22 protein-coding genes are annotated in these 25,660 nt (G+C 59.8%); 12 read left to right on the forward strand and 10 right to left on the reverse strand.

Annotation, left to right across the window (positions count from 1 at the left end; all coding sequences use genetic code 11):
- Positions 1 to 37 precede the first annotated feature (37 nt).
- The 4 genes from IE038_RS16155 to IE038_RS16170 all read left to right on the forward strand — a co-directional run bounded on the left by IE038_RS16155 (position 38) and on the right by IE038_RS16170 (position 5,133).
- A complete protein-coding gene (locus tag IE038_RS16155) occupies positions 38 to 1,240 on the forward strand; it encodes a glycosyltransferase (protein WP_163938034.1) in 1,203 nt (400 codons plus the stop codon).
- The gene (locus IE038_RS16160; protein WP_163938037.1) at positions 1,237 to 2,424 is read left to right on the forward strand and encodes a glycosyltransferase family 2 protein; all 1,188 of its coding nucleotides are present in this window, start codon (positions 1,237 to 1,239) and stop codon (positions 2,422 to 2,424) included. The genes IE038_RS16155 and IE038_RS16160 overlap by 4 nt, the downstream gene beginning before the upstream one ends.
- Positions 2,424 to 3,155, forward strand: coding sequence for a WecB/TagA/CpsF family glycosyltransferase (locus IE038_RS16165; protein WP_189395925.1), 732 nt, complete (start codon positions 2,424 to 2,426; stop codon positions 3,153 to 3,155). Before IE038_RS16160 ends, IE038_RS16165 begins: the two co-directional genes overlap by 1 nt.
- Before the next feature lie 553 nt (positions 3,156 to 3,708).
- Positions 3,709 to 5,133, forward strand: coding sequence for an undecaprenyl-phosphate glucose phosphotransferase (locus IE038_RS16170; protein ID WP_189395926.1), 1,425 nt, complete (start codon positions 3,709 to 3,711; stop codon positions 5,131 to 5,133).
- A 31-nt stretch (positions 5,134 to 5,164) separates the two neighbouring features.
- On the opposite strand, the gene ftsH is transcribed toward IE038_RS16170, so the two are convergent.
- Positions 5,165 to 6,973 (reverse strand): ATP-dependent zinc metalloprotease FtsH, encoded by a 1,809-nt coding sequence (gene ftsH, locus IE038_RS16175; protein ID WP_189395927.1) that lies wholly within the window; start codon positions 6,971 to 6,973, stop codon positions 5,165 to 5,167.
- Positions 6,974 to 7,183: 210 nt separating this feature from the next.
- Between ftsH and IE038_RS16180 the strand changes: the two genes are divergently transcribed.
- The 8 genes from IE038_RS16180 to IE038_RS16215 all read left to right on the forward strand — a co-directional run bounded on the left by IE038_RS16180 (position 7,184) and on the right by IE038_RS16215 (position 17,136).
- Positions 7,184 to 9,475 carry a heavy metal translocating P-type ATPase gene (locus IE038_RS16180; RefSeq protein ID WP_189395928.1) on the forward strand — a complete coding sequence of 764 codons (2,292 nt, stop codon included), beginning with the start codon at positions 7,184 to 7,186 and terminating at the stop codon, positions 9,473 to 9,475.
- A 131-nt stretch (positions 9,476 to 9,606) separates the two neighbouring features.
- Positions 9,607 to 11,223 (forward strand): chaperonin GroEL, encoded by a 1,617-nt coding sequence (gene groL / locus IE038_RS16185; RefSeq protein WP_163937488.1) that lies wholly within the window; start codon positions 9,607 to 9,609, stop codon positions 11,221 to 11,223.
- A 36-nt stretch (positions 11,224 to 11,259) separates the two neighbouring features.
- Entirely contained in the window at positions 11,260 to 13,023 is a 1,764-nt protein-coding gene (gene acsA, locus IE038_RS16190; protein ID WP_163937485.1) for an acetate--CoA ligase, read from the forward strand.
- On the forward strand, positions 13,020 to 14,009 hold the full coding sequence (gene pdhA / locus IE038_RS16195; RefSeq protein WP_189395929.1) for a pyruvate dehydrogenase (acetyl-transferring) E1 component subunit alpha: 990 nt from the start codon (positions 13,020 to 13,022) through the stop codon (positions 14,007 to 14,009). Before acsA ends, pdhA begins: the two co-directional genes overlap by 4 nt.
- A gap of 8 nt (positions 14,010 to 14,017) precedes the next feature.
- On the forward strand, positions 14,018 to 14,986 hold the full coding sequence (locus IE038_RS16200) for an alpha-ketoacid dehydrogenase subunit beta (RefSeq protein WP_163937491.1): 969 nt from the start codon (positions 14,018 to 14,020) through the stop codon (positions 14,984 to 14,986).
- A 49-nt stretch (positions 14,987 to 15,035) separates the two neighbouring features.
- Positions 15,036 to 16,160, forward strand: a complete 1,125-nt coding sequence (locus tag IE038_RS16205) for a dihydrolipoamide acetyltransferase family protein (RefSeq protein ID WP_189395930.1) — start codon at positions 15,036 to 15,038, stop codon at positions 16,158 to 16,160.
- Between the two features lie 11 nt (positions 16,161 to 16,171).
- Positions 16,172 to 16,447, forward strand: a complete 276-nt coding sequence (locus IE038_RS16210; RefSeq protein ID WP_163937482.1) for an acyl carrier protein — start codon at positions 16,172 to 16,174, stop codon at positions 16,445 to 16,447.
- Positions 16,448 to 16,458: 11 nt separating this feature from the next.
- Complete coding sequence (locus IE038_RS16215; protein WP_189395931.1) at positions 16,459 to 17,136, forward strand: phosphoribosyltransferase; 678 nt, start codon at positions 16,459 to 16,461, stop codon at positions 17,134 to 17,136.
- 372 nt (positions 17,137 to 17,508) lie between these two features.
- Here the strand turns inward: IE038_RS16215 and IE038_RS16220 are convergent, their stop codons facing one another.
- The 9 genes from IE038_RS16220 to pchA form a co-directional block, all read right to left on the reverse strand.
- Entirely contained in the window at positions 17,509 to 18,855 is a 1,347-nt protein-coding gene (locus IE038_RS16220; RefSeq protein WP_163935512.1) for an erythromycin esterase family protein, read from the reverse strand.
- Positions 18,849 to 19,415, reverse strand: coding sequence for a hypothetical protein (locus IE038_RS16225; protein WP_163935516.1), 567 nt, complete (start codon positions 19,413 to 19,415; stop codon positions 18,849 to 18,851). Before IE038_RS16225 ends, IE038_RS16220 begins: the two co-directional genes overlap by 7 nt.
- A 136-nt stretch (positions 19,416 to 19,551) precedes the next feature.
- Complete coding sequence (locus IE038_RS16230) at positions 19,552 to 20,004, reverse strand: nuclear transport factor 2 family protein (protein WP_163935519.1); 453 nt, start codon at positions 20,002 to 20,004, stop codon at positions 19,552 to 19,554.
- A 297-nt stretch (positions 20,005 to 20,301) separates the two neighbouring features.
- Positions 20,302 to 20,706, reverse strand: coding sequence for a hypothetical protein (locus IE038_RS16235; RefSeq protein WP_163935522.1), 405 nt, complete (start codon positions 20,704 to 20,706; stop codon positions 20,302 to 20,304).
- A 260-nt stretch (positions 20,707 to 20,966) separates the two neighbouring features.
- Entirely contained in the window at positions 20,967 to 21,338 is a 372-nt protein-coding gene (locus tag IE038_RS16240) for a c-type cytochrome (RefSeq protein WP_163935525.1), read from the reverse strand.
- A gap of 60 nt (positions 21,339 to 21,398) precedes the next feature.
- On the reverse strand, positions 21,399 to 22,967 hold the full coding sequence (locus IE038_RS16245; RefSeq protein ID WP_163935528.1) for an FAD-binding oxidoreductase: 1,569 nt from the start codon (positions 22,965 to 22,967) through the stop codon (positions 21,399 to 21,401).
- 13 nt (positions 22,968 to 22,980) lie between these two features.
- Positions 22,981 to 23,673, reverse strand: coding sequence for a hypothetical protein (locus IE038_RS16250; protein ID WP_163935532.1), 693 nt, complete (start codon positions 23,671 to 23,673; stop codon positions 22,981 to 22,983).
- Between the two features lie 10 nt (positions 23,674 to 23,683).
- Positions 23,684 to 24,019, reverse strand: a complete 336-nt coding sequence (locus IE038_RS16255) for a c-type cytochrome (protein ID WP_163935535.1) — start codon at positions 24,017 to 24,019, stop codon at positions 23,684 to 23,686.
- A 53-nt stretch (positions 24,020 to 24,072) separates the two neighbouring features.
- Complete coding sequence (pchA, locus tag IE038_RS16260) at positions 24,073 to 25,548, reverse strand: 4-hydroxybenzaldehyde dehydrogenase (protein WP_163935538.1); 1,476 nt, start codon at positions 25,546 to 25,548, stop codon at positions 24,073 to 24,075.
- Positions 25,549 to 25,660 lie beyond the last annotated feature (112 nt).

The following is a 25,660-nucleotide window of genomic DNA, read 5'->3' on the forward strand; positions in this document are numbered from 1 at the left end:
CTGGTAATTAACCGCAACGACATTGAACCTGGTCCTTATGCGTATCACCTATTTTATCAATCAGTACCCCAAGGTAAGCCATAGCTTCATTCGTCGTGAAATTCTGGCGCTGGAGCGTCAGGGGTTTGCGGTTCAACGTGTTGCTTTGCGTGGCTGGGACGCCGAGGTGGTGGATGCCGAGGATGTGTCCGAGCGCAGTAAAACCTGTTATGTACTGCAGCACGGCATCAAGGGGCTGCTGAGGCCATTACTGCAGGTGCTGCGTACCCAGCCGCGACGTTTTTTTTCGGCCTTGTGGCTGGCACTTCGCATGGGGATGCGAGCAGATCGCCCCTGGCCCTACCATGTGGTCTATTTCGCAGAGGCGTGCCACCTGCTGCAGCGGTTGCACGCCTTCGGCACCGAGCATGTGCACGCGCATTTCGGCACCAACTCAACTGAAGTGGTCATGCTTGCCAATGCTCTTGGAGGGCCTGCGTACAGCTTTACCGTGCATGGCCCGGAAGAATTCGACAAGCCGCAGTCGATCAAGTTGGGAGAGAAAGTCCGGCGTGCCGCCTTTGTGACGGCCGTCAGCTCTTACGGGCGAAGTCAGTTGTTTCGCTGGGTAGCGCACGGGCACTGGAAAAAAATAAAGGTGGTGCATTGTGGCCTGGAACGGGTCTTTCACGATGTACCGGCAGTTGCCGTACCGGCGCTACCGCGTCTGGTGTGCGTGGGGCGCTTGTGTGAGCAGAAAGGCCAACTGTTATTGCTTGAGGCGGCCCGAATCCTGGCAGACCAATCGGTGGCGTTTGAGATAGTCCTGGCCGGTGACGGGGAAATGCGGACGGAAATCGAAGCCCTGATCGCCAAGTATGATTTGCAGGCACGGGTGCGAATTACCGGCTGGATCAGCAGCGGGCAGGTACGCGCTGAAATCCTCGCCGCGCGTGCCTTGGTGTTGCCCAGTTTTGCCGAGGGTTTGCCGGTGGTCATCATGGAGGCCATGGCCTTGCGCCGGGCAGTGTTGACCACCTATGTCGCAGGTATTCCCGAACTGGTCCGAGCGGGTGAGAACGGTTGGTTGTTTCCCGCTGGAGCGGTTGAAGAACTGGCGGCTGCTATGGCGGACTGCCTCGCGCAGCCCGTTGAGGTTTTGCAACGGATGGGTGAGGCGGCTTACGAGCGTGTGCTGGAACGACACGATATCGACACCGAAGCGGCCAAACTGTCCGGCTATTTCAGGGCGTCGGCATGACCGTCCTTCTGGGTGGGTTGGTCGGGGCATTGGCGCTGCTTGTCTTGCTGCCGGTGTCGGTAATATTTGTGCAGGTGTTGCTGGCCTGCCTCCCTGCACGGGCACTCCCGCTGGTGAGCGGATCACGTCCGCGGGTCGCGGTGCTGGTGCCGGCGCACAATGAAGCCTCGATCATTCTCGCGACGCTGAATAGCATTCGTCCACAATTGCAGAGCGGCGATCGACTGTTGGTGGTGGCGGACAACTGCTCTGACGACACTGCCGCGTTAGCTCGTTCGGCGGGGGCGGAGGTGGTTGAGCGCAGGAATGATCAGCAGCGTGGCAAGGGGTATGCGCTGGACTTCGGGATACGACATCTGGCCAACAGTGCGCCTGAGGTTGTGATTGTCGTCGATGCCGATTGCCAGGTCGGCGAGGGCGCGATCGAGCGTCTGGCGTCGTGCTGCGTCGGTTCGGGGCGACCTGCACAAGCACTCTACCTGATGCATGCTCCTGTTGGTTCAGCGCTGAAAGTCCAGATTGCCGAGTTCGCCTGGTGTGTGAAAAATCTGGTGCGGCCACGAGGTTGGGCTCGAGCTGGCTTGCCCTGCCAGTTGATGGGGGCGGGGATGGCGTTCGACTGGCGGGACCTGGCGTTGGTTGATTTAGCCAGCGGCCACCTCGTCGAAGACTTGAAGATGGGGTTCGATTTCTGCCGCAACGGCAAGCCGCCCGTATTCTGCCCTGATGCACGGGTAACCAGCTATTTTCCGGGCACCGATGACGGTTTGAGTACTCAGCGCACACGATGGGAACATGGCCACCTGGGCGTGATGTTGACTGACGCCCCAAGGTTGCTCGTAACGTCGATCAGCCGCGGCAATTGGAACCTGCTGGCGATGACAGTCGATCTGCTAGTGCCTCCTCTGGCCTTGTTGAGCTTGGCGTCAGCGGCTGTTTTCAGTCTTTCATGGTTGATGTTTGTGTTGATCGGCGCGGTGGTTCCAGCGCTGATGGCGTCTGCTGCAATGGCAATGCTGGGTGTAGCGGTTTTGCTGGCATGGAGCCGATTTGGTCGCACGCTGATCTCTTTTTCCGCCTTACTGCATGCACCGTTCTATGCGGTGAAGAAAATCCCGTTGTATCTGGGCTTTTTGATCAAGCGCCAGGTTGAGTGGGTTCGCTCGAAGCGAGATGACAATTAATGCGTGCGTTGGCTTGGCAGAACCGCTGGAAAACAATCATCGGAAAACTCCGCGTGGTCAGTAATCCGGGTGATGAACAAAGGATGCTGGACGCGTTATCCGCACCCGACGCTGCAACCGTGCTTGGATTCGTCAATGCCCATGCCATGAATCTGGCGGCGGGTAACGCCGATTACTACAAGGCGTTGTCGTCTGCAGATGTGTTGTTGCGGGACGGTAGTGGCATGGCGATCCTGTTTCGTCGACTGGGACTCGTACCCGGATTGAATATGAATGGCACGGACTTTATCCCCAAGGTACTGGCAGCGTTCAAGGGGCGGCGTGTGGCGTTCTGGGGGACTCAAGCGCCTTTCCTGGACAATGCAGTGCAGCGTAGTGAAGCGCTGTTCGGAGTACATGTAGTCTCTGCTCACCATGGCTTTGCCGAGGTGGATACCTACCTCAATCTTGCGCAGCACATGCAGCCTGAGTTGATCGTGTTGGGTATGGGAATGCCCAAGCAGGAAGCCATTGCCGCCAGGTTGGCCGCCAGTGGTATACCGTGCCTGATTGTGTGTGGTGGGGCGATCCTGGATTTTCTTGGCGGTAAGGTCATGAGAGCGCCACGATGGCTGCGCCGTTTAGGTTGTGAGTGGGCGTTCAGGCTGATGCGTGAGCCAAAGCGATTGTTCAGTCGTTACGTGTTGGGTAATCAAATGTTCCTGTTGCGTACGCTGAGGTGCCGAAAGTGACGACGCAGAGCCGTGCAGTCAAGGCAAGCAGCCATGCTCCTGGAGCGTTTCAACAACCCTGATAAACAACTAGTTTCGAATCAGACCGCGCTGATCGGAGGGTGATGCTACAGTGATATTAACCGTTGCTTGAACGTTGGGGGGAAGTGCTGGGGGGGCTCTACGCGACTGGTTGTGTAGGCGTTTGGTGTGTACTGAGACGTGCGGCTAAAACGACTCGAAGGTCAGGGAGGAACTCGCGGGATGAACAACGGGCTAGCGGTCCGTTTTCAACGTAGCCTTTCTGCAGACTTGACTGCACGTCAACTGCCAGGTGGCGCCAGCGTGAGGGCGTTGCGGGTTGCTCAGGGCGGGAGTCCGTACCTGACCCGGACGTTTACATTGCCTAATGATCCATATTCTGTACGGAGGCGTCCGGGTGTGACCGGGGTTTGCCTCGGCACAGTAGCAGCACGACATAACGTTTCTGTGTCTGTTGGCTGTTTGTTGTTTTTATTATTTTTGGGTCGGTAGGCAAGCACTCGGCATCTCAATTGTATTACGAGGTCTAGTCATGATTTTTGAGCCCAGAAGTAGCCGCTCCCTACTCCAGCGCCGAAGCAGTATCAGTAACGCTGTCCAAGCGGCTCTTGACGGCATTGCAGTGACCGGCGTTGCCTGGTCCCTCATTTATTATCATATCGGCTACATGACACCCGATTATGTCATCATGGTGCTGTTGTTGCTGGGTGCGTTGGCCATTATTTATGATCATTATGCTATTTATCGCAGTAATGTGAGTTTTTCTATCAAGGCGTTTAAGCTCTTCAAGGCGTGGTCGGCTACATTTTGTTTCCTGGTGGTCATGGCGTTTCTCACCAAGCAAAGTACGGAGTATTCGCGGCTGTTAGTCGCGGAGTTATTTGTGGTGGGTTATTGTGTGCAGGTGCTTTTGCACTTGGCCGTGCGCGAAGTGCAAAAAAAGTTTCTGGCACTCCCGTCGCGCTTGGAAAATGCGCTGATTATTGGCGGGGGCGAGCTGGTTAATTTCTTGCACCAGAAAATCAGCAATAACCCCTGGTCGGGTGAGCGGGTTGTCGGCTGTATATTGATCGGCGGTGAGGAGGCACGCGGGAGCGAGAGCGCTGAGAGCAAGCAGCGTCTATCGATACTGGGCAACCTCTCCGAGCTCGATGAGGTCATCGAGCAGCATGCCATTCGTACGGTGTATTTCGTGACCCCGCTGGATGGCTCTGAGGTCATCAAGGATGTTTATTTAAGGCTGTTGGATAAGTATATTTCTGTTAACTGGGTGCCTGATATTTTTTCACTCCGCCTGATCAATCACAGCGTTCGAGAAATTGCCGGCATGCCCGTGCTGACGTTGTCTGAAACACCGCTGATGGGGACGAAGCTGTTTCTGAAGAATCTTGAGGACAAATTCCTGTCGGCCCTTATCCTGCTGCTTGCTGCACCCCTGCTGATGGTCATTGCCATTGCGATCAAGATCGACAGCCCTGGGCCGGTATTCTTTCGGCAGGAACGCAAGGGGTGGAGTGGGGAGGTCTTCCGTATCTGGAAGTTCAGAAGCATGGTTGTCCATCAGTCAGAAGATGGCATGGTCAAACAAGCAGAAAAAAATGATGCGCGAGTGACCCGGGTGGGTGCCTTTATTCGTCGAACCAGCCTGGATGAGTTGCCGCAGTTGTTCAACGTGCTGATGGGCGAAATGTCGTTGGTGGGGCCAAGGCCGCATGCGATTCAGCATGATGCGCAGTACTCCCAGAGCATTGCAGACTATTTTGCCCGTCATAATATCAAACCCGGTATTACAGGCCTGGCTCAGGTGCGTGGCTTTCGAGGCGAAACGAAAGATATCGAACAGATGATTCATCGTGTTGATTCTGATATTGAGTACATCAATAACTGGTCGTTGTGGCTCGATTTCGTCATTCTGCTGCGAACGGTGTTTGCGTTCACCGGCAAGCAAGCCTACTAACTGTTCGGTGTCATCCAAGTTTTATGACGCTTTATGACACCGAGCCCAATGGCGGGAACTCCTCAGGCGTCAGGGTTTCTTTCTCCAGCAGTAGCCTGGCGCCGGTGTCCAGATCGGTCCGACGCTGTGCAAGCAGTGCCTTGGCCTGGCTGTAAGCATCCTCGAGCAACCCTCTGATCGCGAGGTCGATTTCTCGTGCGGTGTGCTCTGAATAGTCCTTGTCGCGTGTGGCCAGCAGGTTTTCACCCAGGTAGCTTGCGGTGTTTCGCTCCAGTACGGCCTGGCCGAGCGTTTCGCTCATGCCGAAGCGGGTGACCAATTGCCGGGCGATGTCGGTGGCTTTGGCCAGGTCGTCAGCAGCCCCGGTGGAGATTTGGCCATAAACGATGAACTCGGCGGCACGTCCGGCCATCAACACGACCATGCGATCTTTCAGTGTCTGGCAACTGACCAGAAAATGATCGGCGTTCGGACGCTGCAAGGTGTAACCCAAGGCGCCAACAGCACGGGGGACGATGGATACCTTGTGAACCGGGTCCATTCCGGGAAGTGTGGCTGCAGCCAAGGCGTGGCCCATTTCGTGATAGGCAACCACCTGGCGCTCCTGGGGCAGTAGCAGGCTGCTTTTACGCTCCACGCCAGCCACGATTCGTTCCACTGCGGCCGTAAAGTCATTCAGCGTGACGGTCTGGCCGCCGCGTCGCGTTGCCACGATTGCCGCCTCATTGACCAGGTTCGCCAGGTCTGCACCGGTAAAGCCCGTGGTAATGTCGGCGATGCGTTCACTGTCGATACTTGGGTCCACCGTGACGTTCTTCAAATGAACCTTGAGGATCTCGCTACGGCCTTTGCGGTCAGGCCGGTCAATGATGATCTGGCGGTCGAAGCGACCGGCGCGCAACAGGGCAGGGTCGAGGATCTCCGGCCGGTTGGTTGCTGCCAGCAAGACCACGCCTTCACGGGGATCGAACCCGTCCAGCTCGGCCAGCAACTGATTGAGTGTCTGTTCCTTTTCATCGTTGCCACCAAAGGCACCGACGCCACGCATTTTTCCCAAGGCATCGAGTTCGTCGATAAAGATGATGCACGGCGCGGCGGCTCGGGCCTGCTCGAAGAGGTCGCGAACCCTGGCTGCGCCCACGCCCACGAACATTTCGACGAATTCCGAACCAGAGATGGAAAAGAACGGTACACCCGCTTCACCGGCCACGGCCTTGGCAACCAGTGTCTTGCCGGTGCCCGGAGGCCCGACCAGCAGAATACCTTTAGGGATGTGGGCACCCAGGCGGGCGTATTTAGCCTTGTCTTTCAAAAAGGAGACGATTTCGACCAGTTCAGCCTTGGCCTCGTCAATACCTGCCACATCTGCGAAGGTCACCCCGGTCTCGCGCTGGACAAAGATCTTTGCCCTGGACTTTCCAACGCCCATCAGGCCGCCCATGCCTTGTTTGCCAGCCATTGAGCGCATGATCAGGTTCCAGCCAAACAGCAACAACATCAGCGGCATGAGCCAGCCCAGCAGTTGGCTGCCAAAGGAACTTTCCGGTATGCCGGTAAAGTTGACATCGGCTCCGGAAGCGGTGAGCTCATTGGCCAGCGCCGGGTCGACCCGGACCGTCGAAAACTGCTTATGGCCATTGATCGGCTCTTCCAATACGCCCGAAATCTGCTCCCGTTCGATTTTCAGGTCAGAGACTTTATGCGCCTCCAACAATTGCAGGAACTGGCTGTAAGGAATAGGTTCCAGCGGATTCCGGTTGGATTGCATGAACTGCAACAAAGACAGGGCAATGAAGGCAGATGCAAAGAAAAATATGAACTCCCAGCGAATGTTCTTCATGGCTGCGTCTCGTCAGAACCCGCGCAGCCGCTGACATGGGCAAGTGGTCGCATGGTCCATCCCCCTTTACGTTTCAATCTTTACGTTTCAATGCTTCAACCATAGAACATAGCGTAGCTGGCTGAACGGCTTGGCTATGCACAAGCATCTCGCCTACGCTTGAGGTGTTTCGTAAACCCTTCAGGCTGCAGCAACCGTGACGTGGCCACTATGCCGTTCATTTCGCAACTGCCCTACAGGGCACTGTTGGTGGTGTCCGCTTTAACGCTGTTGGTCGGCACCCTGTTGCATCTGAATTCGCAGACCGCGTTGGCGCATGGGTTGTGGCTGGCGGGTGTGATACCCGTCCTGTTGGGGCTGTGCGTTGATATCGTCAAAACCCTGTTGCGTCGTCAAGCTGGGGTCGATGTTCTGGCGTTGTTGTCGATTGGTCTGGCGCTGGTACTGGACGAAATCCTGACCGCAGCAGTCATCGCGTTGATGGTGGCCAGTGGACGAGCCCTGGAGGATTACGCCGAAGCGCAGGCCCGCCGTGAAATGACCGCGTTGTTGAACCGGGCTCCCCGCGTGGCCAACCGTTACGAAGACGGTCAGTTGCGGCAAATCAGCCTTGAGCAGGTATTGCCAGGTGACAGGTTGCTGGTGCGTAGCGGGGAAGTAGTACCGGTCGACGGTACCTTGAGCAGCCTTGCGGAACTGGACGAGTCCATGTTGACGGGGGAGTCCTTGCCGGCTCGGCGCTTATCAGGCGACACCGTTCGCAGTGGCGCTATCAATGCCGGGGCTGCGTTTGACATGACCGCGAGTGCCAGCGCTGCCAACAGCACGTTTGCCGGGATCGTCCGGCTGGTTTCTTCGGCCCAGGCAACGCGTAGCCCGGTAGCCCGGCTGGCAGACCGTTATGCACTGTTGTTCGTGCCATTGGCACTCGCTTTGGCTGGACTCGCCTGGTTTACTACCGCAGACCCGATCCGGCTGCTCGCGGTGTTGGTCGTCGCAACGCCGTGCCCACTGATTCTCGCGGTGCCGGTGGCGATCGTTTCCGGCATGTCACGCTGTGCGCGCAGAGGTGTACTGGTGAAAGGTGGCGGCGCGCTGGAACGGCTCGCTCAGGCCAACACCCTGTTTTTTGACAAGACCGGCACCCTCACGGGTGGTAACGCACGACTCGTTGCCATTGAGTGTGAGCCACACACCCGCGCAGACGAGGTCCTGCGCCTTGCGGCGTCGCTGGATCAGGCCTCCAATCATGTGATTGCTGCGGCGATAGTCGCTGCTGCGCGCGAGCGCGGCCTGGTGCTTTCCGTACCTGCACAGGTGGTCGAGGAGCCTGGCGCGGGGGTGTCCGGGCAGGTGGATGGCAAGTCAGTGACCGTCGGCGCCTTCGCCTATGTGATCCGCACCTCGGCGCCGGCCTCCTGGAGCCAGTTGTTTCTTCAGCGCTTGCGGTACGACGGCGCCTGCGGGGTGTTTGTAGGCGTGGATGGTGTGATGCAAGGGGCGTTGCACCTGACCGATGAGATTCGTCTGGAAACACCGCGGGCATTGCGCCTGTTGCGTCGAGCGGGGATAGAGCGCTTCGTGATGCTGACCGGTGACCGGCAGCACATCGCCGACTCGATTGGTGCTGTGCTCGGTGTGACCGACGTACGGGCAGAGCAAACACCTGCTGACAAACTCGCTGCCATCCAGGCGGCACGCCGTGACGGCGTGGTCATTATGGTGGGTGATGGGGTCAACGATGCCCCGGCGCTGGCGGCGGCCGACATTGGCGTGTCCATGGGCGCGCGGGGGGCGGATGCGTCGTCCGAAGCGGCGGATGTGGTGTTGCTGGTAGACCGTCTGGACCGTCTGGCGGAGGCGCTGATGGTGGCCCGTCGAACACGCCGGATCGCAGTTCAGAGCGTTGCTGTTGGCATGGGGCTGACACTGGTGGCGATGGTCGTGGCCGCGTTCGGCTACCTGCCGCCTGTGGCTGGCGCGTTGTTGCAGGAGGTGATCGATCTGGTTGCGATCCTCAGCGCGTTGCGCGCCCGCCAGGCCGGCTCGATGCGACCGTCGGGGGGATTGTCGAGTGAACAGTGGACACAATTGCAGGTTGAACACCAACAACTCAAACCCGTGCTGGACAGCGTCAGGTCATTGGCTGATCGCCTGAGCAGCCTGTCCGGCCCGGTCGCGGCAGCCGAGCTCGCTGAGCTGAACGAGCGTTTGCTTCACCAACTGCTGCCTCACGAACGCCAGGACGACAGTGAACTGTACCCGCGCATCGCCGTGTTGACCGGGGGCGACGACCCGATGGCGGCGATGAACAGCACGCACCGCGAGATTTTTCGCATCACTGGACGGCTTGCCCACATTGCACAGGAGCTGCCGGAGAGCGGTCCCGACCCTGCGTACATGCAGGAAATCCAGCGGCTCTTGTACGGCCTGGACGCTATTTTGCGTTTGCACTTTGCTCAGGAAGAGGAGCTCTATCACGCGTTCAGGGAGAGCAGTTGAGGTGGCTGCCGCACATCGGCGAATGCCTGGGGATGTTGGCCTTTTTTGATAAAAGTCAAGGCTGGACGGGGGCATTCATGGAGGCTGTCAGGACAGGCTGGTGGCTGAACGATCCCGGAGTGCATCCCGATATGGCCCACACAAAAATTCTCTTTCGTTCCGCTGCTCGCGAGAAAATCCTCTGCGGCGCAGCGCAATTGGCGGACGCCGTTCGCGTGACCCTCGGGCCCAAATCGAAATCGGTGTTGATCCAGAACAATTGGGGCAATCCCACCGTCTGCAATGACGGTGTGACCATTGCCAAACGGGTCGATCTGCTGGACCCCGAGGAGAACCTAGGCGCCCAGATGCTGCGTCAGGCCGCCGAGCGTACCGGTGATGCCGTGGGCGATGGTACGAGCACCGCGACGCTGCTGGCCCATGCAATCCTCGCCGACGGCATTCGCAATGTCGTTGCCGGTGCCAGTGCCATTGACCTGAAGCGTGGGCTGGACCGTGGCTTGGCGCTGGTGATGCAGTCGTTGCTTGCGCAGTCGCGTCCGGTGAGCACCTTCAAGGAGAAGGCCCAGGTGGCGACACTTTCGGCCCATAACGATGCGACCATCGGCCAATGGGTCGCGGATGCCCTGGAGAAGGTCGGCATTGAGGGCGTCGTCAGCGTGGAAGAGTCCAAGACGACCGAAACGGTGGTCGAAGTCATGGAGGGCATGCGCTTCGACCGCGGCTATGTCTCACCCTATTTTGTGACTGATACCGAGAAGATGCAGGTAGAACTCGACGAGGCCTACCTGTTGCTCTGCGATCATAAGATCGGCTTGCTGAAAGACCTGCTGCCCGTGCTTGAAAAGGTCGCTAAAAGTGGTCAGCCGTTGGTATTGATTGCCGATGACATCGAGGGTGAGGCCTTGACCACGCTGGTGGTCAACCAGATCCGTGGCGTGTTGCGCGCCGTGGCAATCAAGGCCCCCGGCTTTGGCGATCGGCGCAAGGAGATGCTCCAGGACATCGCCGTTCTGACGGGGGGGACGGTGATTTCCAGCGAACTGGGCATTGAGTTGGAACAGGTGGAGCTGAGTCAGTTGGGGCAGGCGCATCGTGTCGTGGTACAGAAAGACAGCACGGCGCTGATTGGCGGCGTGGGCCAGCGGGAGGCCATCGATGCTCGTCTGCAACATATTCGCCAGCAAATGGACAGCACCACCAGCGACTATGACCGCGAGAAGCTTCAGGAGCGCTTGGCCAGGTTGTCCGGTGGCGTTGCAGTAATCCGTGTGGGCGCGCCTTCCGAGGCTGAGATGAAGGTGCGCAAGGATGCCTTGGACGATGCCATTTCAGCGACCCGGGCAGCCATTGCCGAAGGTATTGTCCCGGGGGGAGGGCTGGCACTGCTCAAGGCCATCCCGATGATTGCGGCAGAGGAAGCCACGAGTGAAGGCGACTTCAAGACCGGGCTGCAGATCTTGCGTCGGTCGCTGGAGGCCCCGGCCAGGGTCATCGCGGAAAATTCGGCGGTGGATGCCGGCGTTGTCGTCGCACGCATGCTCGCAGAGTCCGACAACATTGGCTTTGATGCCGCCACCAATCGTTATGTGGACATGTTCGAGGCGGGCATCATTGACCCGACGAAGGTGGTGCGGATTGCGTTGGAAAACGCGGTTTCAGTTGCCAGCATCCTGCTGTTGACCGAAGCCACGATGACCGACATTGCGGAGAAGGAAACACCAACGCAGTTGCCACTCCCTGAGTGACTGGCACCGATGACGGGTGCTCATGCGAGGCTAATCATGCGTCCGACGCTTATCACGAAAGCCATGCTCGACTGTCCAGTGCCGCCTAACTGGCTCGACAGTGTGCAGTCCCGGGAGGCGTTTTCCTGGCAGGGGGAAGCGACCGAGTTGGCCGGGTTGCCGGAGGGCGGGTTGAACCTTGCGTATGAGGCCGTTGACCGGCATGCCACGGGGGAACGCCAGCATCACACCGCATTGCGGATAGTCGAGCGCAACGGCGGCTGCCGTCATATCAGCTTTGCCCAGTTGAGCGTGCTGAGTAATCGGTTTGCCAGCGTCCTCAGCACCCTGGGTGTGCAGCCTGGTGAGCGTGTGTTCATGCTGTGCAATCGAGGGCTGGAGTTGTTCCTCGGCGTCCTCGGCGGTTTGAAGCATGGTTGCGTGGTTTCGCCGCTGTTCTGCGCATTTGGCCCTGAACCTATTGAGACACGCTTGCGCCTTGGCGAGGGCAGTGTACTGTTGACCACAGAGGCACTCTATCGACGCAAGGTCGCGGCCATTCGCGAGCGCTTGCCCGCCCTCAGGCATGTACTGGTCTATGACGAGCAGGGCACCGAGGTTCAGCCACCCCCGGGCACCCTCAGTCTGCAGTCGTTGTTGGCCGACGCCGATGAGCACGTTCCGATTGCCCGGACGACCGCCGACAGCCCTGCGCTTTTGCACTTCACCAGCGGCACGACGGGCACCCCAAAGGGGGTCTTGCATGTCCACGGCGCCGCGTTGACCCACCGTGTCACGGGGAAGTACGCCCTGGATTTGCACCCCAATGACATCTATTGGTGCAGCGCCGATCCAGGCTGGGTGACGGGCACGTCCTATGGCATCTTCGCGCCGCTATTGGTCGGTGTGACCAGTGTGGTCGACAGCAACGAGTTTGATGCCGAACGCTGGTACTGCATGCTTGAGGCCCAGCGGATTACGGTCTGGTACACGGCACCGACGGCTATCCGATTGCTGATGAAAGCCGGTGCTGCGTTGGCACACAACCATCATTTTGCAGATTTGCGTTTTATAGCCAGCGTCGGTGAGCCGCTTAATCCGGAGGCCGTCTGGTGGGGCAAGGACGTACTGGGCCTGCCGATCCATGACAATTGGTGGCAGACCGAAACAGGCGGGATCATGATCGCCAACACCGTTTCCATGGCCATCAAGCCCGGCTCCATGGGAAAACCGCTGCCAGGTGTCGAGGCCGCGATTGTCTCGCTTAACGCAGACGGCACCTTGCGTTTCCTGGGAGAGCAAGAGGTCGGCGAGTTGGCCCTGAAGCAGCCGTGGCCGGCGATGTTCCGTGCCTATCTCGGGCAGGAGGCGCGTTACCGTCAGTGTTTCGCCGGTGACTGGTACCTGAGCGGTGATCTGGTACGCCGAGATGCCGATGGCTATTACTGGTTCATTGGCCGTAGCGATGATGTGATCAAGTCAGCCGGGCACCTGATCGGCCCGTTCGAAGTCGAGAGTTCGCTCATGGAGCATCCGGCGGTGGCGGAAGCGGCGGTGATCGGCAAGCCCGACCCCTTGCTGGGTGAAACCGTGAAGGCCTTTGTCTCCCTCAAAAGCGGTTTTACAGCCAGCCCGGAATTGCATGACGAGTTGCTCGGACACGGGCGTAAGCGCCTGGGTGCCGTGGTGGCGCCCAAGGAACTGGAGTTCGTTGTACAGCTGCCGCACACCCGCAGCGGAAAGCTCATGCGACGCCTGCTCAAGGCAAGAGAACTGGGTTTGCCGGAAGGTGACACCTCCAGCCTGGAGAACCCGTCATGAGTCCTCAGCCGTTGCCCTATGCACACGATGTGTTACTCGCCTTGCTCCGCGACATGCTGCGTATCCGCCGTTTCGAGGAGCGTGCCGCCGAGCTGTATGGTGAAGGAAAAATTCGCGGTTTCCTGCACCTCTACATTGGTGAAGAGGCGGTGGCTGTCGGTGCCTTGCATGCACTTGGCGCTCACGATGCGGTGGTCTCGACCTACCGTGAACATGGCCACGCGCTGCTCAAAGGGGTGCCGATGCAGGCGATCTTCGCCGAGATGTACGGGCGTCAGGAAGGGTGCTCACGAGGCCGCGGCGGCTCTATGCACCTGTTCGATGCCAAGACCCGTTTCTACGGCGGCAACGCGATTGTCGCTGGCGGTTTACCGTTGGCTGTCGGGCTGGCCCTGGCCGACCGTATGCAGGGAAAGGCAGATGTCTCGGTGTGTTTCTTCGGCGAAGGGGCAATGGCGGAGGGTGCATTCCATGAGTCGATGAACCTGGCGGCACTCTGGCAGTTGCCTGTGCTGTTTTGTTGTGAGAACAACCTCTACGCAATGGGTACCGCACTGGCGCGCTCACAGTCGCAAACGGATCTGTGTGCAAAGGCCTCGGCCTACAAGGTCGCTACCCAGGCGGTGGATGGCATGGACGTGATTGCGGTGTATCAAGCCACGACCGCAGCGCTTGAGCATATCCGTGCAGGGCTCGGGCCGTATTTCCTGGCGTTTCAGACCTATCGGTTCCGTGCCCACTCGATGTTCGACCCGGAGTTGTATCGCGACAAGGCGGAAGTGGAGCAATGGAAGGCCCGCGGGCCGCTTCATACCTACAGCGCGCGGCTCAAGGCGCAAGGCGTGCTCGACGAAGCGGGTTTTCTGGCGATGGCGGCGCAGGTGGAGGCCGAGGTGGAGGCCGCGATTGCTTATGCCGAGGCCGGCAGCCTGGAGCCTGTCGAGGATTTGTACCGCGACGTGCATACCCCGGAGCCTGCGCCATGAGCCCGCCCATGACCTACCGCGAAGCCTTGCGCGAGGCGTTGCGTGATGCGTTGCAACGGGATGCGCGGGTGTTCCTGATGGGCGAGGACGTGGGGCGCTATGGCGGAAGCTATGCCGTCTCCAAGGGGTTGCTGGAGGCGTTTGGTCCGGAGCGCATTCGTGATACCCCGTTATCCGAGCTGGGTTTCGTTGGAGCCGGTATCGGGGCTGCACTGGGTGGAATGCGACCGATCGTCGAAGTCATGACGGTCAACTTCAGTCTGTTGGCCCTGGACCCGCTGATGAACACGGCGGCGGCCTTGAGACATATGTCCGGTGGGCAGTTTTCCGTACCGCTGGTGGTGCGCATGGCAACGGGCGCCGGGCGCCAACTGGCTGCCCAGCATTCCCACAGCCTGGAAGGCTGGTATGCGCATATTCCGGGGTTGAAAATTCTCGCGCCGGCAACGGTCGAAGATGCCCGCGGCATGCTCTGGCCGGCCCTGCAAGACCCGGATCCCGTGCTGATTTTCGAACATGCCCAGCTCTACAACCAAGAGGGTGAACCGGGTGACTGGCAGCAGGTTGATATCTGCAGCGCCAAGGTTCGTCGAGCAGGCAGGGACCTGACGCTGATTGCCTACGGCGGCACCCTCGGCAAGGCGCTGAAGGCTGCGGAGCAATTGGCCCGGGAGGGTATTGAGAGTGAAGTCATCGACCTGCGTGTGCTGCGCCCGCTGGATGATGCCACCCTCATGGCATCCGTCGGCAAAACCCGTCGTGCGCTGGTGGTCGATGAAGGTTGGCGCAGCGGCAGCCTGGCAGCCGAAATCATTACTCGGATCATCGAACAGGCTTTTTTCGAGCTGGATGCGCCACCGTCAAGGGTGTGCAGTGCCGAAGTACCCATTCCCTATGCCCGGCATCTCGAAGAGGCCGCGCTGCCACAGGTCTCGACGATTGTTGCCGCCGCCCATGAACTCTGTAGAGGGGCGTGAACATGCACAGGACCGGGCGCATCGGCAGGCCAGATTGGAGGCGCGCGCCATGATCGAGTTCAACCTGCCCTCACTCGGCGCAGACATGGATGAAGGCACCTTGCTGGAGTGGAAAGTTCAACCAGGAGAAACCGTCAGGCGGGGGCAGGTGATCGCCGTTGTCGACACGGCCAAGGCCGCTGTAGAAATCGAGTGTTGGCATGACGCTACCGTCGCACAATTGTTGATTGAGGTCGGCACCAAGGTGCCGGTCGGAACACCGATCGCGCTATTGCTGGCGCCAGGCGAGGACGCATCAAGCGCAGCACTGGCACCGCGTATCACCGGTCACGAACGGATTGAAACACCAAGGGCCGTCGGCAGCCGTCCACGGATCTCCCCGGCGGCACGCAAGCGCGCGGCCGAGCTGGGCCTGGATGCCACGTTACTGAAGGGTAGCGGCCCACACGGCGTGATTACGCTGGACGATGTCGAGTCGGCCGGTCGTGCTGCAACACCACCTGACCGTAACCAGGCCATGCGCCAAACGATCGCCATGGCCATGAGTCGTTCGAAACGCGAGATACCCCACTATTACCTGTGCGAAACCCTTGCGCTGGGCAACGCCATGACCTGGCTGCAGGCACACAATGCGCAGTGCCCGTTGCAGGAGCGCTTGTTGCCCAGTGTCCTGCTGCTAAAAGCAGTGGCCCTGGCCCTGCGAGCGTATCCCCGGCTCAATGGCTTCTGGCGAGACGGGAATACCTTCGAGCCTGCGACCGGTAGTGACCTTGGGGTGGCGATTTCGTTGCGCCAGGGCGGCTTGCTTGCGCCGGTCTTGCATGATGTCGCAGCGAAGTCGTTGCCCCAGTTGATGAGTGAGCTGGCCAACCTGGTGGAGCGTACACGCAGTGGCGCCTTGCGCAGCTCGGAACTCAGCGGTGCGGGCATGACGGTGACGATTCTTGGTGATCAAGGGGTGGACACCGTCATCGGTGTGATCTACCCGCCCCAGGTGGCGTTGGTCGGCTTCGGGCGGATCAGTGAGCGGCCCTGGGTGCACGAGGGGCAATTGTGCGTGATGCCCACCGTTGTCAGCAGCCTGTCTGCCGATCATCGCGCCAGCGACGGCCACTACGGTGCGCGGTTTCTCGTCGAGCTGGGTCATTTGCTACAACAACCAGAGAACCTCTGAGGAATGCCCACATGGATCGACAATTGATCAGCAGCCAGGTCCTGAGCGCTTTGAAAGGTATTGCGCCAGAGCTGGACGTCGAGTGCCTGCGCGGTGATCGGTCACTGCGCGAAGAGGTTGATCTGGACTCCATGGACTGGCTTCGCTTCATTGAAGCGTTGAACAAGCGCGTCGGCATTGCCATCCCCGAGGCCGACTACCAACAGGTACAAACCCTGGACACGCTCGTTGACTATCTGTTGCAAAAGGGCACGACGAGTGCTGATCCGCCATTGATTAGCCCTTAGGAAGGTGTCAGATGAATCCTAGTCCCTCGCTGGAAATGACCTTACGTGACAGAACGGCTGCCGGAAAAAGCCTGGTGGAGCCGCTGCTTAAGTACGCACACAGGGATGATGTCATTGTTCTCGGCCTGCCACGTGGCGGTGTTCCGGTGGCCTACGAGATTGCCACCGCCTTGGAGGTTCGCCTGGACGTGATGCTGGTTCGCAAGCTGGGTGCGCCCTCCCATGAGGAATATGCCCTGGGCGCCATTGCCAGTGGCGGCATAGAAATCGTCAACGAGCAGGCGTTACGGGTCAACCACATCGATCAGGCGACGCTGGATGCCATCGTTGAGCGCGAAACGCGTGAGCTGCTGCGTCGTGAAACTGCCTACCGGGCCGGGCGGCCGCCCTTGAACCTCAAGGATCAGGTGGTGATTCTGGTTGATGACGGGCTGGCCACCGGTGCATCGATGATGGCTGCGGTGCATGCCGTGCGTCGGCAGGATCCGGCACACATTGTCGTTGCAGTGCCTGTGGCGGCCCTGGAGTCTGCCGAGGCCTTGCGCAGTGAAGTGACCGAACTGGTGTGCCCGCTCACCCCCGAGTGGCTGATGTCGATCGGCCAGTGGTACCTGGACTTTTCCCAGACATCGGATAACGAGGTCATCGACCTGCTGCAGCGTGCCTGGCAACGTGAATCTGCCGCGTGAATGTCACGGTCCTGTGGGAAGCAGGCTTGCCTGCGATGGCATCGTCGGCGCGTCCACACGGGAGCGATGGTGTAAGGAAGGAACCCGGAGCGTAGCGTAGGGCCGGATGTCGGGACAGGGCGTTTTGCCCACTTTTGCGCCCTTCCAAAAGTGGGTCGCCGTAAAAGGCGAAACCAGCCGGTGGTGCCGCTGCAGGAAATGGATATGTTCACGAGGTAAGAGCCAATAGCCACAAACGACCTCCTGGAGGGACGATTTGGCGGTGCCTGCAGGTTCAGCACATGGAAAAGCACCGCCGGAAAGACAGGCTCAGCCCATGTCGCGCCCTTAAATGAACAGCATTACTGTCCTCGTCGAAGCTATAGGCTGCCCCTACACGCCAAACGGATAGGTCTCGTCTTCCGGTTCCAGTCTCTGGGATTTCGGCAGCGGCAACGCTGTGACCGGACGCGTCTTTTCAAACCACACCATCGCGTCGAACTGCTCGGCCAGTACGGCCTGAAAGTAGTGACTTTCGCGTTCACTTTGCGGGCGGTAGATGACGCCGATGGCCCGTTCCAGCAGCGACATGGACAGCGCCTCGCGCAAATCCTCTCGTTGGGGATCACGCCAGTCGGTCAATGAGCGAGGCACGCCGGCCTTGAGAAACTGCTGTTCCCAGCTATCGGCACGTGAGGGGCGCACATCCTTGATGTGCATGTCGCCATCCCAATCATCGGCTGCCGCTACCTGGCCATGATCGGTGCTCATGCCGATCAGTACCACGTCACGGCCGTAGGCGTTGCGACAGAGTTGTCCGATATTGAACTGTCCTTTCCAACCCATCTCCGTGGCACTCGCATTGCCGATGTGGGAGTTGTGCGCCCACACCACGGCCTTGGCGTGAGTGCCCCGATGCGTGAGCAGTGCCTGCAAGGTGTCGAACATATGCCGGTCGCGCAGGTTCCACGAGGCACTCGAGCCGCGATAAATGGCCCGGTAGTATTGTTCCGCCGCCCGGATGACTTGTGCATTCTGCCGGGCATTGAAAAAGGCTTCGTCGTCCTTCATTAGCCCGGTCATCTGTTTGGTCAGCATGACGTTCAGTTGCTCGACCACCGCTTGCTCACAGGGCATCACGCCCGCACGCTCGACAAAATGCCCATACAGCGTGGGATCATCCTGCCAAGGGGTCAGGCATCCGTAGCGTTGCCGCGCCTCCTGCGCCAACAGTGGGGCGACACTGTCCAGGTAGTGCAAGACTTCACGAATGGAATTGCGCAGGCTGTACACATCCAGCCCACGAAATTCGACACGCTGTTCGGGGGCTATCAAGTGGTTGTGTTGATGAAGCCAATGGGCAAAGGCTTTGACCTCGGCATTGCGCCACATCCAGGTGGGGAATCTGCTGAAAATGTGATGCTTCCAGGCTGTCGCTGCCAGGCCGCGCACATAACGGTCAAGGTGGCCGGCATCCGGCCAGTCCGCTTCGACGGCGACGATGTTGAAACCGTGCTTGGCAATCAGTCGCTGGGTGATCGCCGCACGGGCTTGATAGAAGTCCGAGGTGCCATGGCTGGCTTCGCCGATCATGACCACGCGTGCATCGGCGTATCGGTCAAACAGTTCGCCAAAGGCTTCTGTATCTACCGCAGGCAGCGGTTCGGCGTAATGGCGTAACACCGGGGTAATGGCGGCCTGGGCACTGTTGGCTCGGTAGGCATAGGGTTTCTTCAACATGCCGTGGTTACTCCCAGAAGCGGGCTTTCGTGGCTCAGGTAGCCTTGTGCCTGACGCAGTAACTGCCTGGCTTTGTCGGCCTTCAGTTGCCGCAGTGCCGGGTCCTGCTGACGCACCTCGGCGCTGGCATGAAACCGCGCAATCTCGGCCCCTAGCTCATGGATCAACGGTTCGCTTAATCGCCCTTCAACCGCCATACGGTCGAACAGCGCTTTTTGAGGAAAGCGACGCATCACCACCAGCCAGTCCATGACGTGGCCATCACCATCGAAGGCCAGCCGACCGTCTGCCTGGCGTGTGATTGGGCACAGGCGCAAATACAGGTCAGGGGCTGTCCGGCTGTTGAGGCGCAACTCGGCCCGGCAAGCGTGCTCGCGGCGTTTCAGGGTGAGGAAATTCAGTTCTGCATAGGCCACCGCGAGCTTTAGTTTATACGCCCGGTCTGCATGCAGAAACACTCTGGAACCGTGGCTTTCAATGCAGGTGACAGGCTGCTCAGGCCCAGGGTAGCTGCCGGGGCATGAGAGAAAGGCGATGACCTCGTCCTGCGAGCTGCTCATGGGTGTCTCAATGGGTAGGTAGCCATTTTGACTACTCTATCCGTGGACTGGTCGGAGCCTTTTGACATTTATCAGAAAGGTGAACCCGGGCTCGCCCACTGGTCTACGTCTCGATAGGCGGGTCATTGTCAGCTGCTTACCATGCAAATGGAAAAAAGCCCTTCAGATGAGCACTCAGGTTGCCTGTCAATTCCAGTAGGGAGTAGTCGCGAAAGGAAAAACGCCACGTCTGGTCGATGCGTTCAAATGTATCGTGGTAACGGCCTGCGGCAATGGGTTGAAGCGGGATCTCGTCGGTTTCCTGAAAAACCGTGTAGTAGGCGCGTACGGTCGCCTTGCCTGAGGCTTCATCGATCTCGATGATGGGATTGCTGATGATGTGTTTTGTACGCGGTGTGCCGCAGGGATAGATTTTTATGTGTTGTTTCCAGACCAGCAACAGTGCGTGTTCATCAATCAAATCGTCGCGGCTCTGAACCTTGATGCGCGCATGCCTGAAGAGGGCCGCAGCACCTTCCAGATCACCACCATCCATTTTCTCAGCGTAGCGGTAAAGTAGATTGGTGATCTCGACAGCACTGTTGTTCATCTCTCACCCTTGCGTACGAATGGCCAGTTGGCCGGAGGGGCCGTAGCCACTGTCGCAGGCATCGTGAGTCGAAACATCGTCCCTATGGACGATCAGCCGTGGGCGGGCGCGAGTCCCGATACGCCGGTGTTGCACCCCAAGGCACCAGACGACAAAAAGCCCGCACGGGGCGGGCTCTCTGCGACGGGTCGCTGATCCTTCAGCTGAAACCAGTGTGCGCCTGCAGCGCCGTCGCGACCATGGGCAAAAGGTCGTACTGCCAGGCAGTAGAGCGGTTGCTGCCATCGCACGGTGTGTTCAGGGCGTGAGGACGGTGGCCGGGTAGAACAGGATGTTAAGGACGAAGAGCATCACCCAGAAGCCGATTTCCAGGGTTTCGGTAATCGGCTGGATACGCTTCAGTGCGCCATAGACATGCACGACGAACATCAGGCCGAAGACCACGAACAGCAGGTCGAATGCGTAGCTGTAACCGGTTCCGGTCGTGACCGAGCGCAGCATCGCGGCTTCAATCACCAGAATAAAGGCGCCGAGGCAGCGTCCGAAGTAAATGGCCAGGTGCTGATGGTCTGGAATCGTCCAGCGCATGGCTTTGGCCCAGGCAACAGGCGCAATGAAGATCGGCAGCGCGAAGAAAAGCGTGGTCACGATCATCAGGGTAGTGAGGTAGTCCTTGCTGTATTGCGCATAGTAGCCAAGCATCGACGAACTCCTTGTTCCGATGGCGCAGTGAAGCGCCACTCAATCGCTATTTTTGTTATGGAGGGCCTGTTTTGCGCAGCAAGAATTGCGAGCGGCCTGTTGGACTGTCAAGCGCACCGGGGCTTTCCAGTACCAAAGAGGCAGGGGGTACGACTTAAGGTGTGGGTGGCAACAGGGTGACCAGACGCGCGAGGGTCGTATCGACGGCAGAACCTACGGAAACGCTGCGGTAATGGTCACCCGGGTGCCCCTGAACACGCTTAGTTCAGTGTTTTCAGGTAAGCGATCAGGTGTTGGCGGTTCTGCGCGTCTGCCTGGCCTGGGAACATCATCATGTTGCCCGGCAACAGGGTGGCAGGACTGGTCAGCCATTTGTCCAGGTTTGCTTCATTCCACTGCAGCTTGGCACCTTGCAGTGCGGCAGAGTAGCTGAAGGCGGGGGCCTGGGCGCTGGCACGGCCGAAGACGCCATGCAGGCTTGGGCCCATGAGATTCTTGCCCGCTTCGGGGCTGTGACAGAAGCCGCACTGGGCAGTGAACAGGGCTTTGCCCTGGGTGGCGTCGCCCTGAGCAAGGGCCAGAGGGGCAGCCAGCAGCAAGGCACTGGCAGCGAGCAGTTGCGCGTATTTCATGGTATTTCCTAGCGGTAAAAACGGCCCCGCCGAGAGGTTTCGGCGGGGCATCAAGAGCAATCAGAACGGGTTGGCGAGGTCGATGCCCGACTTGCCCGGCGAGAGGATGTTGTTCGGGTCCAGGGCACGTTTGAGCGCATGCTCAACCTTGCGCTTCACCGGGCCGTAGCTCTGCGCCACACGCTCCTGGAAGGCGGTGTTGACGCGGTACACGGCGTAACCTTCGCTCTCGAACACATCCAGCAGTTCGGCGAAGCAGGCGTTGGCGCGCTTGGTCTCCTCCGGGTTGGTGCGGTCGTACAGCACGTCGATGACGTGGTGCATGTCGCGCCAGCCGACGATGAACTCGCCGACATAGTCCAGACCGTGTTTGTTGAGGATCTTCTTGGCCAGCGCCTGCTGCTTGTTGCACTCGCTGCCACGGGCCTGGCTCACCGGGGCGAACCACATCGAACCACCGCCGCCACGCCAGTTGTACAAGCCGAATTCCTGCAGGTTCGGCACACCCGACATCAGTTGCGCACGGTACTTGAACGGCTGGGTGTCACCGGCTTCTTCCTGGGTGACGATGCGGCCTTTACCCAGTTGTTTCAGGGCGCCGGTGACGATCTTCCAGTTCACATCGACCTGTTCCTGAGTGCCGTAGAGCGCGGCATAGACGTTCCAGGCACCGAGGTTCTTGTCCTTCTGGATTTGCTTGAGGATCGCGTCGGAGGTCGCACCCGGCTCAGTGGTGTAGTCGGCACGGCGGGTGTTGCAGGTGGAGGCTTCCCAGAGTACGCCGGCGATGACCACCGAGTTCGGAATGACCTGGGCAATACGCAGTGGGCGGATGAATTCGACAATCTCGGCGATGTCCGACTCGTTCTCGAATTTGATCTCGAACGGCTTGAACACCGGTGGTTTTGGCATCAGCCAGAAACCCATCTTGGTGCAGATACCATAGTTGGCCTGGGTGAACATGCCGTCCAGGGTCGGGCCGTAGCCCCATTTGAACACCTGCCAGGCCTTGTCGCCTTTAACGCCGCCCATACCGGTACGGTAGACGTCACCGTTGGCCAGCACCACTTCCATGCCACATTGCATCAGGAAGTGTTCGCCATAGGGGGTGTAGCCCACGCCACGGTCCATGGTATTGCCCAGCGGGCCAGCGATGGCCGACGGTGCGGAGAACGACAGCATGAGCGGCAGGTTGTTTTCCTGCAGGTAGTCATACAACTGCTGGTAGGTCACACCCGGTTCGACCAGTGCAGTACCCAGCTCTGGGTCGACATGCAGGATCTTGTTCATTTTCTTCAGGTCGAGGATCACCTGGCCGCGTTGGCCTGGTGCCGCCGAACCGTAACCGAAGTTACGGCCGGTGGAGATGGTCCACACCGGAATCTTGTGTTCGTTGCAGATCTTCACCACGCCTTGCACTTGCTCGACGGTCGTGGCGGTGACGGCGGCGGATGGCGCGTGCTCGGCGTTGTCCACGGCCATCATGATTTTGGTGTAGGGGATCAGTTGATCGTCCTTGACCAGGACATTGTCCTCGCCCAGCAGCGCACGGAATTTGGCGATGGCTTGTTGGAAGTTGGCAGCATCGACGCCGCGCGGGAGCAGTGTGGTGTTGGTTTGCTCAGTCATCTGATTAGCTCCTTCAAGCTTCGATCGAGAACGAAACGAAATTGCCGGTCAACGGCGATGGGCGGCTGGCCACCAGAGGCGCCTGTCCGCTGTCGGCGGTGCCCATTACCGCCAGGGCGTAGCCGAGGGTGGCGGCCCATTGCTCGGAACCCGCACGGTTACGGCTGGCGGCGCCCATCTGCAGCGGGGCTTTATTGCCATGCAGACGCTGTTCGCTGAGGCTGAAACCGGTGCCGCAGGCATTCAGCTGCAGGCCAAGCTGCGGGGCGCAGCCGCTGGCCGCTTCGGCGCTAAGCAGACGGTGCTGTGAGGCGTTGGCCGTTGCATTGTGCTGGCCCAGCCATTGCACCCGGGCACCCGTGCTGCGCGCCAGGTCTATGATCAGCGCCGCGCTGGCATCGTCGACCAGGCCAATGATGCGTTGCGGTTGGCCGCTGCGCAGGCGTTTTTCCAGGCCGAGGATGAAGTCCAGGCTCAGGTCGGTGCGCTGCACGCTGACCTGCTTGGCAGCGTTGCTGGCCTTGATCCCCTGGAGGAAGGCCGACTCGGCGACATTGCCGCTGACCAAGGCCAGGGTCGGCAGTGCCGGCCGGGCTTGGCCGCCCAGCATGGTGTTGGCCATGGCCAGGCTGGAACTGCCCATGGCGACACCGGCCAGGCCACCCAGGGCCATACCTTTGAGCAGGAAACGACGTTCGACGTTCATGACGCGCTCCTTAAGGTTTGGCCGCTGGCGCAGACGCCTTGGAAATGTATTCGGCGACCTGCTGCAGTGAGTTGTCGTCGATGAACGAGGCTGGGAAGGCCGGCATGGCGCGGAAGCCGTTGCGGACCACGGCGGTGATGTATGCCGGTGGCAGTTGGCGGCCTTTGATGACCGGGCCAACCTTGTTTTCATGGCAGTGGCCACAAACCTTGGCATAGACGTTTTCGCCGCCTTTCCAGACGCCATCACCATCGGCGGCAGCATTACCGGCAAGCACGACAAAAGGCAGGGCGAAACAAGCAGCGAAGGTCCGCTTCACAGCAGCGCTGTTGAGGAGTGAGGACATTTCGTACTCCATATTGTTATTGGTAGGTTGGTTCATGAGCGCCTTGGGCCGGATCAGAACGGATACGGACGAGGGGCGTGTTGCAGGGTGATCCAGTGATCAGTGGTGAACTCTTCGATGGCCCAGTCGCCGTTGAAGCGGCCGAGACCGGAGTTCTTCTCACCGCCGAATGGCGCATTCGGTTCGTCATTGACCGGGATGTCGTTAACGTGGGTCATGCCGGCATGAATACGCTGGGCGAACTGCACACCGCGCTCCAGGCTGGAGGTGAACACGGCGCTGGACAGCCCGTACTCGCTGCGGTTTGCCAGTTCCAGTGCATGTTCGGCGTCGCGGGCGGACTGAATGCCCACCAGCGGGCCAAAGATTTCTTCCCGGGCGATGTCCATGTCGGCGGTCACGTCACCGAACACATGCGGTGGCAATACATTGCCCTGGGCTTGCGCACCGACCAGCAGCGTGGCGCCCTCGGCGATGGCCGTGGTGATCTTCTCCTGCAGGCCAGCCAGTTGCTTGGCGTTGATCACTGGGCCGACCACGGTCTCGGCCTTGCTTGGGTCGCCGTAGGGCAGGGCTTTCACGCGCTCGACGAAGCGGCGGGTGAAGGCTTCCAGCAGTGGCTGCTCGACGATGATGCGGTTGATCGCCATGCAGATCTGCCCCTGGTGAAGGAACTTGCCCACCACGGCTGCGTTGACGGCCTGCTCGACGTCTGCATCGGCCAGGACCACAAACGGGCTATTGCCACCCAGTTCGAGGGCAACGTGCTTGAGGTGCTCGCCGCCACTGGCGATTCGGCCGATGTTGCGTCCAACCTGAGTGGAGCCGGTGAAGGAAATGAATGCCGGTACCGGGTGCTCGACAAAGGCATCGCCGATTTCCGCGCCAGAACCCACGACCACGCTGAGTACGCCTGCCGGCAGGCCGGCTTCCTCGAAAATACGCGCCAGCAGCAGGCCACCGGTGACAGGGGTGTCACTGGCCGGCTTGACCACCACGGCATTGCCCAGCGCCAGCGCGGGGGCCAGGGAGCGGGCGGTCAGGTGCAGGGGGAAGTTCCATGGGCTGATGACACCGATCACGCCCAATGGCGTGCGGTACACGCGGCTTTCCTTGCCCGGGATGTTCGACGCCATGATGCGCCCGTGTACACGGCTTGGCAGGCTGGCCGATTCCAACGTGATGGCACGGGCGGCGCCCCACTCGATCTGAGCCTTGATGCGGGTACTGCCGGACTCACGAATGATCCAGTCGATGATCTCCTCACGGCGTTCGTCGAAAATCTTCACCGCATTGAGCAGCACCTGGGCACGCGCCGCTGGCCCTTTGCTTGCCCACTCGGCCTGGGTTTCGCGTGCCTTGCGGTAGGCCGCATCGAGGTCTTCGCGGTTGGCCAGGGTGATGTCCAGCAAGCGCTGTTGGGTGAAGGGGTCAGACACTTCCAACGAGCGACCGGCGCTGCCGGCACGCCATTCTCCGGCGAGCGGCTGCAAGTCAAGGTTCTGATAGGCAGGGCGAGTAGTGGTCATGATGTTCTCTCTTATAGAACCGAAAGGTCATCCATCAGCGGCTGAAAGGCCGCTGGCCGAAGGCTTCCGGCTGGTCGTGGTACGCAGGGGTTACGGTTCAGCCGCGAGGCTG

Source organism: Pseudomonas laurentiana (assembly GCF_014648275.1).
Lineage (GTDB): Bacteria > Pseudomonadota > Gammaproteobacteria > Pseudomonadales > Pseudomonadaceae > Aquipseudomonas > Aquipseudomonas laurentiana.

What these genes read in the sequence shown, in the direction of transcription:
- IE038_RS16225 (WP_163935516.1), bottom strand. Translation starts at nt 19,415, where the DNA reads ATGAGCAGCTCGCAGGACGAGGTCATCGCCTTTCTCTCATGCCCCGGC.
- IE038_RS16245 (WP_163935528.1), bottom strand. Translation starts at nt 22,967, where the DNA reads ATGACTGAGCAAACCAACACCACACTGCTCCCGCGCGGCGTCGATGCT.
- IE038_RS16240 (WP_163935525.1), bottom strand. Translation starts at nt 21,338, where the DNA reads ATGAAATACGCGCAACTGCTCGCTGCCAGTGCCTTGCTGCTGGCTGCC.
- IE038_RS16230 (WP_163935519.1), bottom strand. Translation starts at nt 20,004, where the DNA reads ATGAACAACAGTGCTGTCGAGATCACCAATCTACTTTACCGCTACGCT.
- pdhA (WP_189395929.1), top strand. Translation starts at nt 13,020, where the DNA reads ATGAGTCCTCAGCCGTTGCCCTATGCACACGATGTGTTACTCGCCTTG.
- pchA (WP_163935538.1), bottom strand. Translation starts at nt 25,548, where the DNA reads ATGACCACTACTCGCCCTGCCTATCAGAACCTTGACTTGCAGCCGCTC.
- groL (WP_163937488.1), top strand. Translation starts at nt 9,607, where the DNA reads ATGGCCCACACAAAAATTCTCTTTCGTTCCGCTGCTCGCGAGAAAATC.
- IE038_RS16200 (WP_163937491.1), top strand. Translation starts at nt 14,018, where the DNA reads ATGACCTACCGCGAAGCCTTGCGCGAGGCGTTGCGTGATGCGTTGCAA.
- IE038_RS16205 (WP_189395930.1), top strand. Translation starts at nt 15,036, where the DNA reads ATGATCGAGTTCAACCTGCCCTCACTCGGCGCAGACATGGATGAAGGC.
- IE038_RS16210 (WP_163937482.1), top strand. Translation starts at nt 16,172, where the DNA reads ATGGATCGACAATTGATCAGCAGCCAGGTCCTGAGCGCTTTGAAAGGT.
- IE038_RS16220 (WP_163935512.1), bottom strand. Translation starts at nt 18,855, where the DNA reads ATGTTGAAGAAACCCTATGCCTACCGAGCCAACAGTGCCCAGGCCGCC.
- IE038_RS16215 (WP_189395931.1), top strand. Translation starts at nt 16,459, where the DNA reads ATGAATCCTAGTCCCTCGCTGGAAATGACCTTACGTGACAGAACGGCT.
- IE038_RS16165 (WP_189395925.1), top strand. Translation starts at nt 2,424, where the DNA reads ATGCGTGCGTTGGCTTGGCAGAACCGCTGGAAAACAATCATCGGAAAA.
- IE038_RS16160 (WP_163938037.1), top strand. Translation starts at nt 1,237, where the DNA reads ATGACCGTCCTTCTGGGTGGGTTGGTCGGGGCATTGGCGCTGCTTGTC.
- IE038_RS16255 (WP_163935535.1), bottom strand. Translation starts at nt 24,019, where the DNA reads ATGTCCTCACTCCTCAACAGCGCTGCTGTGAAGCGGACCTTCGCTGCT.
- IE038_RS16250 (WP_163935532.1), bottom strand. Translation starts at nt 23,673, where the DNA reads ATGAACGTCGAACGTCGTTTCCTGCTCAAAGGTATGGCCCTGGGTGGC.
- acsA (WP_163937485.1), top strand. Translation starts at nt 11,260, where the DNA reads ATGCGTCCGACGCTTATCACGAAAGCCATGCTCGACTGTCCAGTGCCG.
- IE038_RS16170 (WP_189395926.1), top strand. Translation starts at nt 3,709, where the DNA reads ATGATTTTTGAGCCCAGAAGTAGCCGCTCCCTACTCCAGCGCCGAAGC.
- IE038_RS16235 (WP_163935522.1), bottom strand. Translation starts at nt 20,706, where the DNA reads ATGCTTGGCTACTATGCGCAATACAGCAAGGACTACCTCACTACCCTG.
- ftsH (WP_189395927.1), bottom strand. Translation starts at nt 6,973, where the DNA reads ATGAAGAACATTCGCTGGGAGTTCATATTTTTCTTTGCATCTGCCTTC.
- IE038_RS16155 (WP_163938034.1), top strand. Translation starts at nt 38, where the DNA reads ATGCGTATCACCTATTTTATCAATCAGTACCCCAAGGTAAGCCATAGC.
- IE038_RS16180 (WP_189395928.1), top strand. Translation starts at nt 7,184, where the DNA reads ATGCCGTTCATTTCGCAACTGCCCTACAGGGCACTGTTGGTGGTGTCC.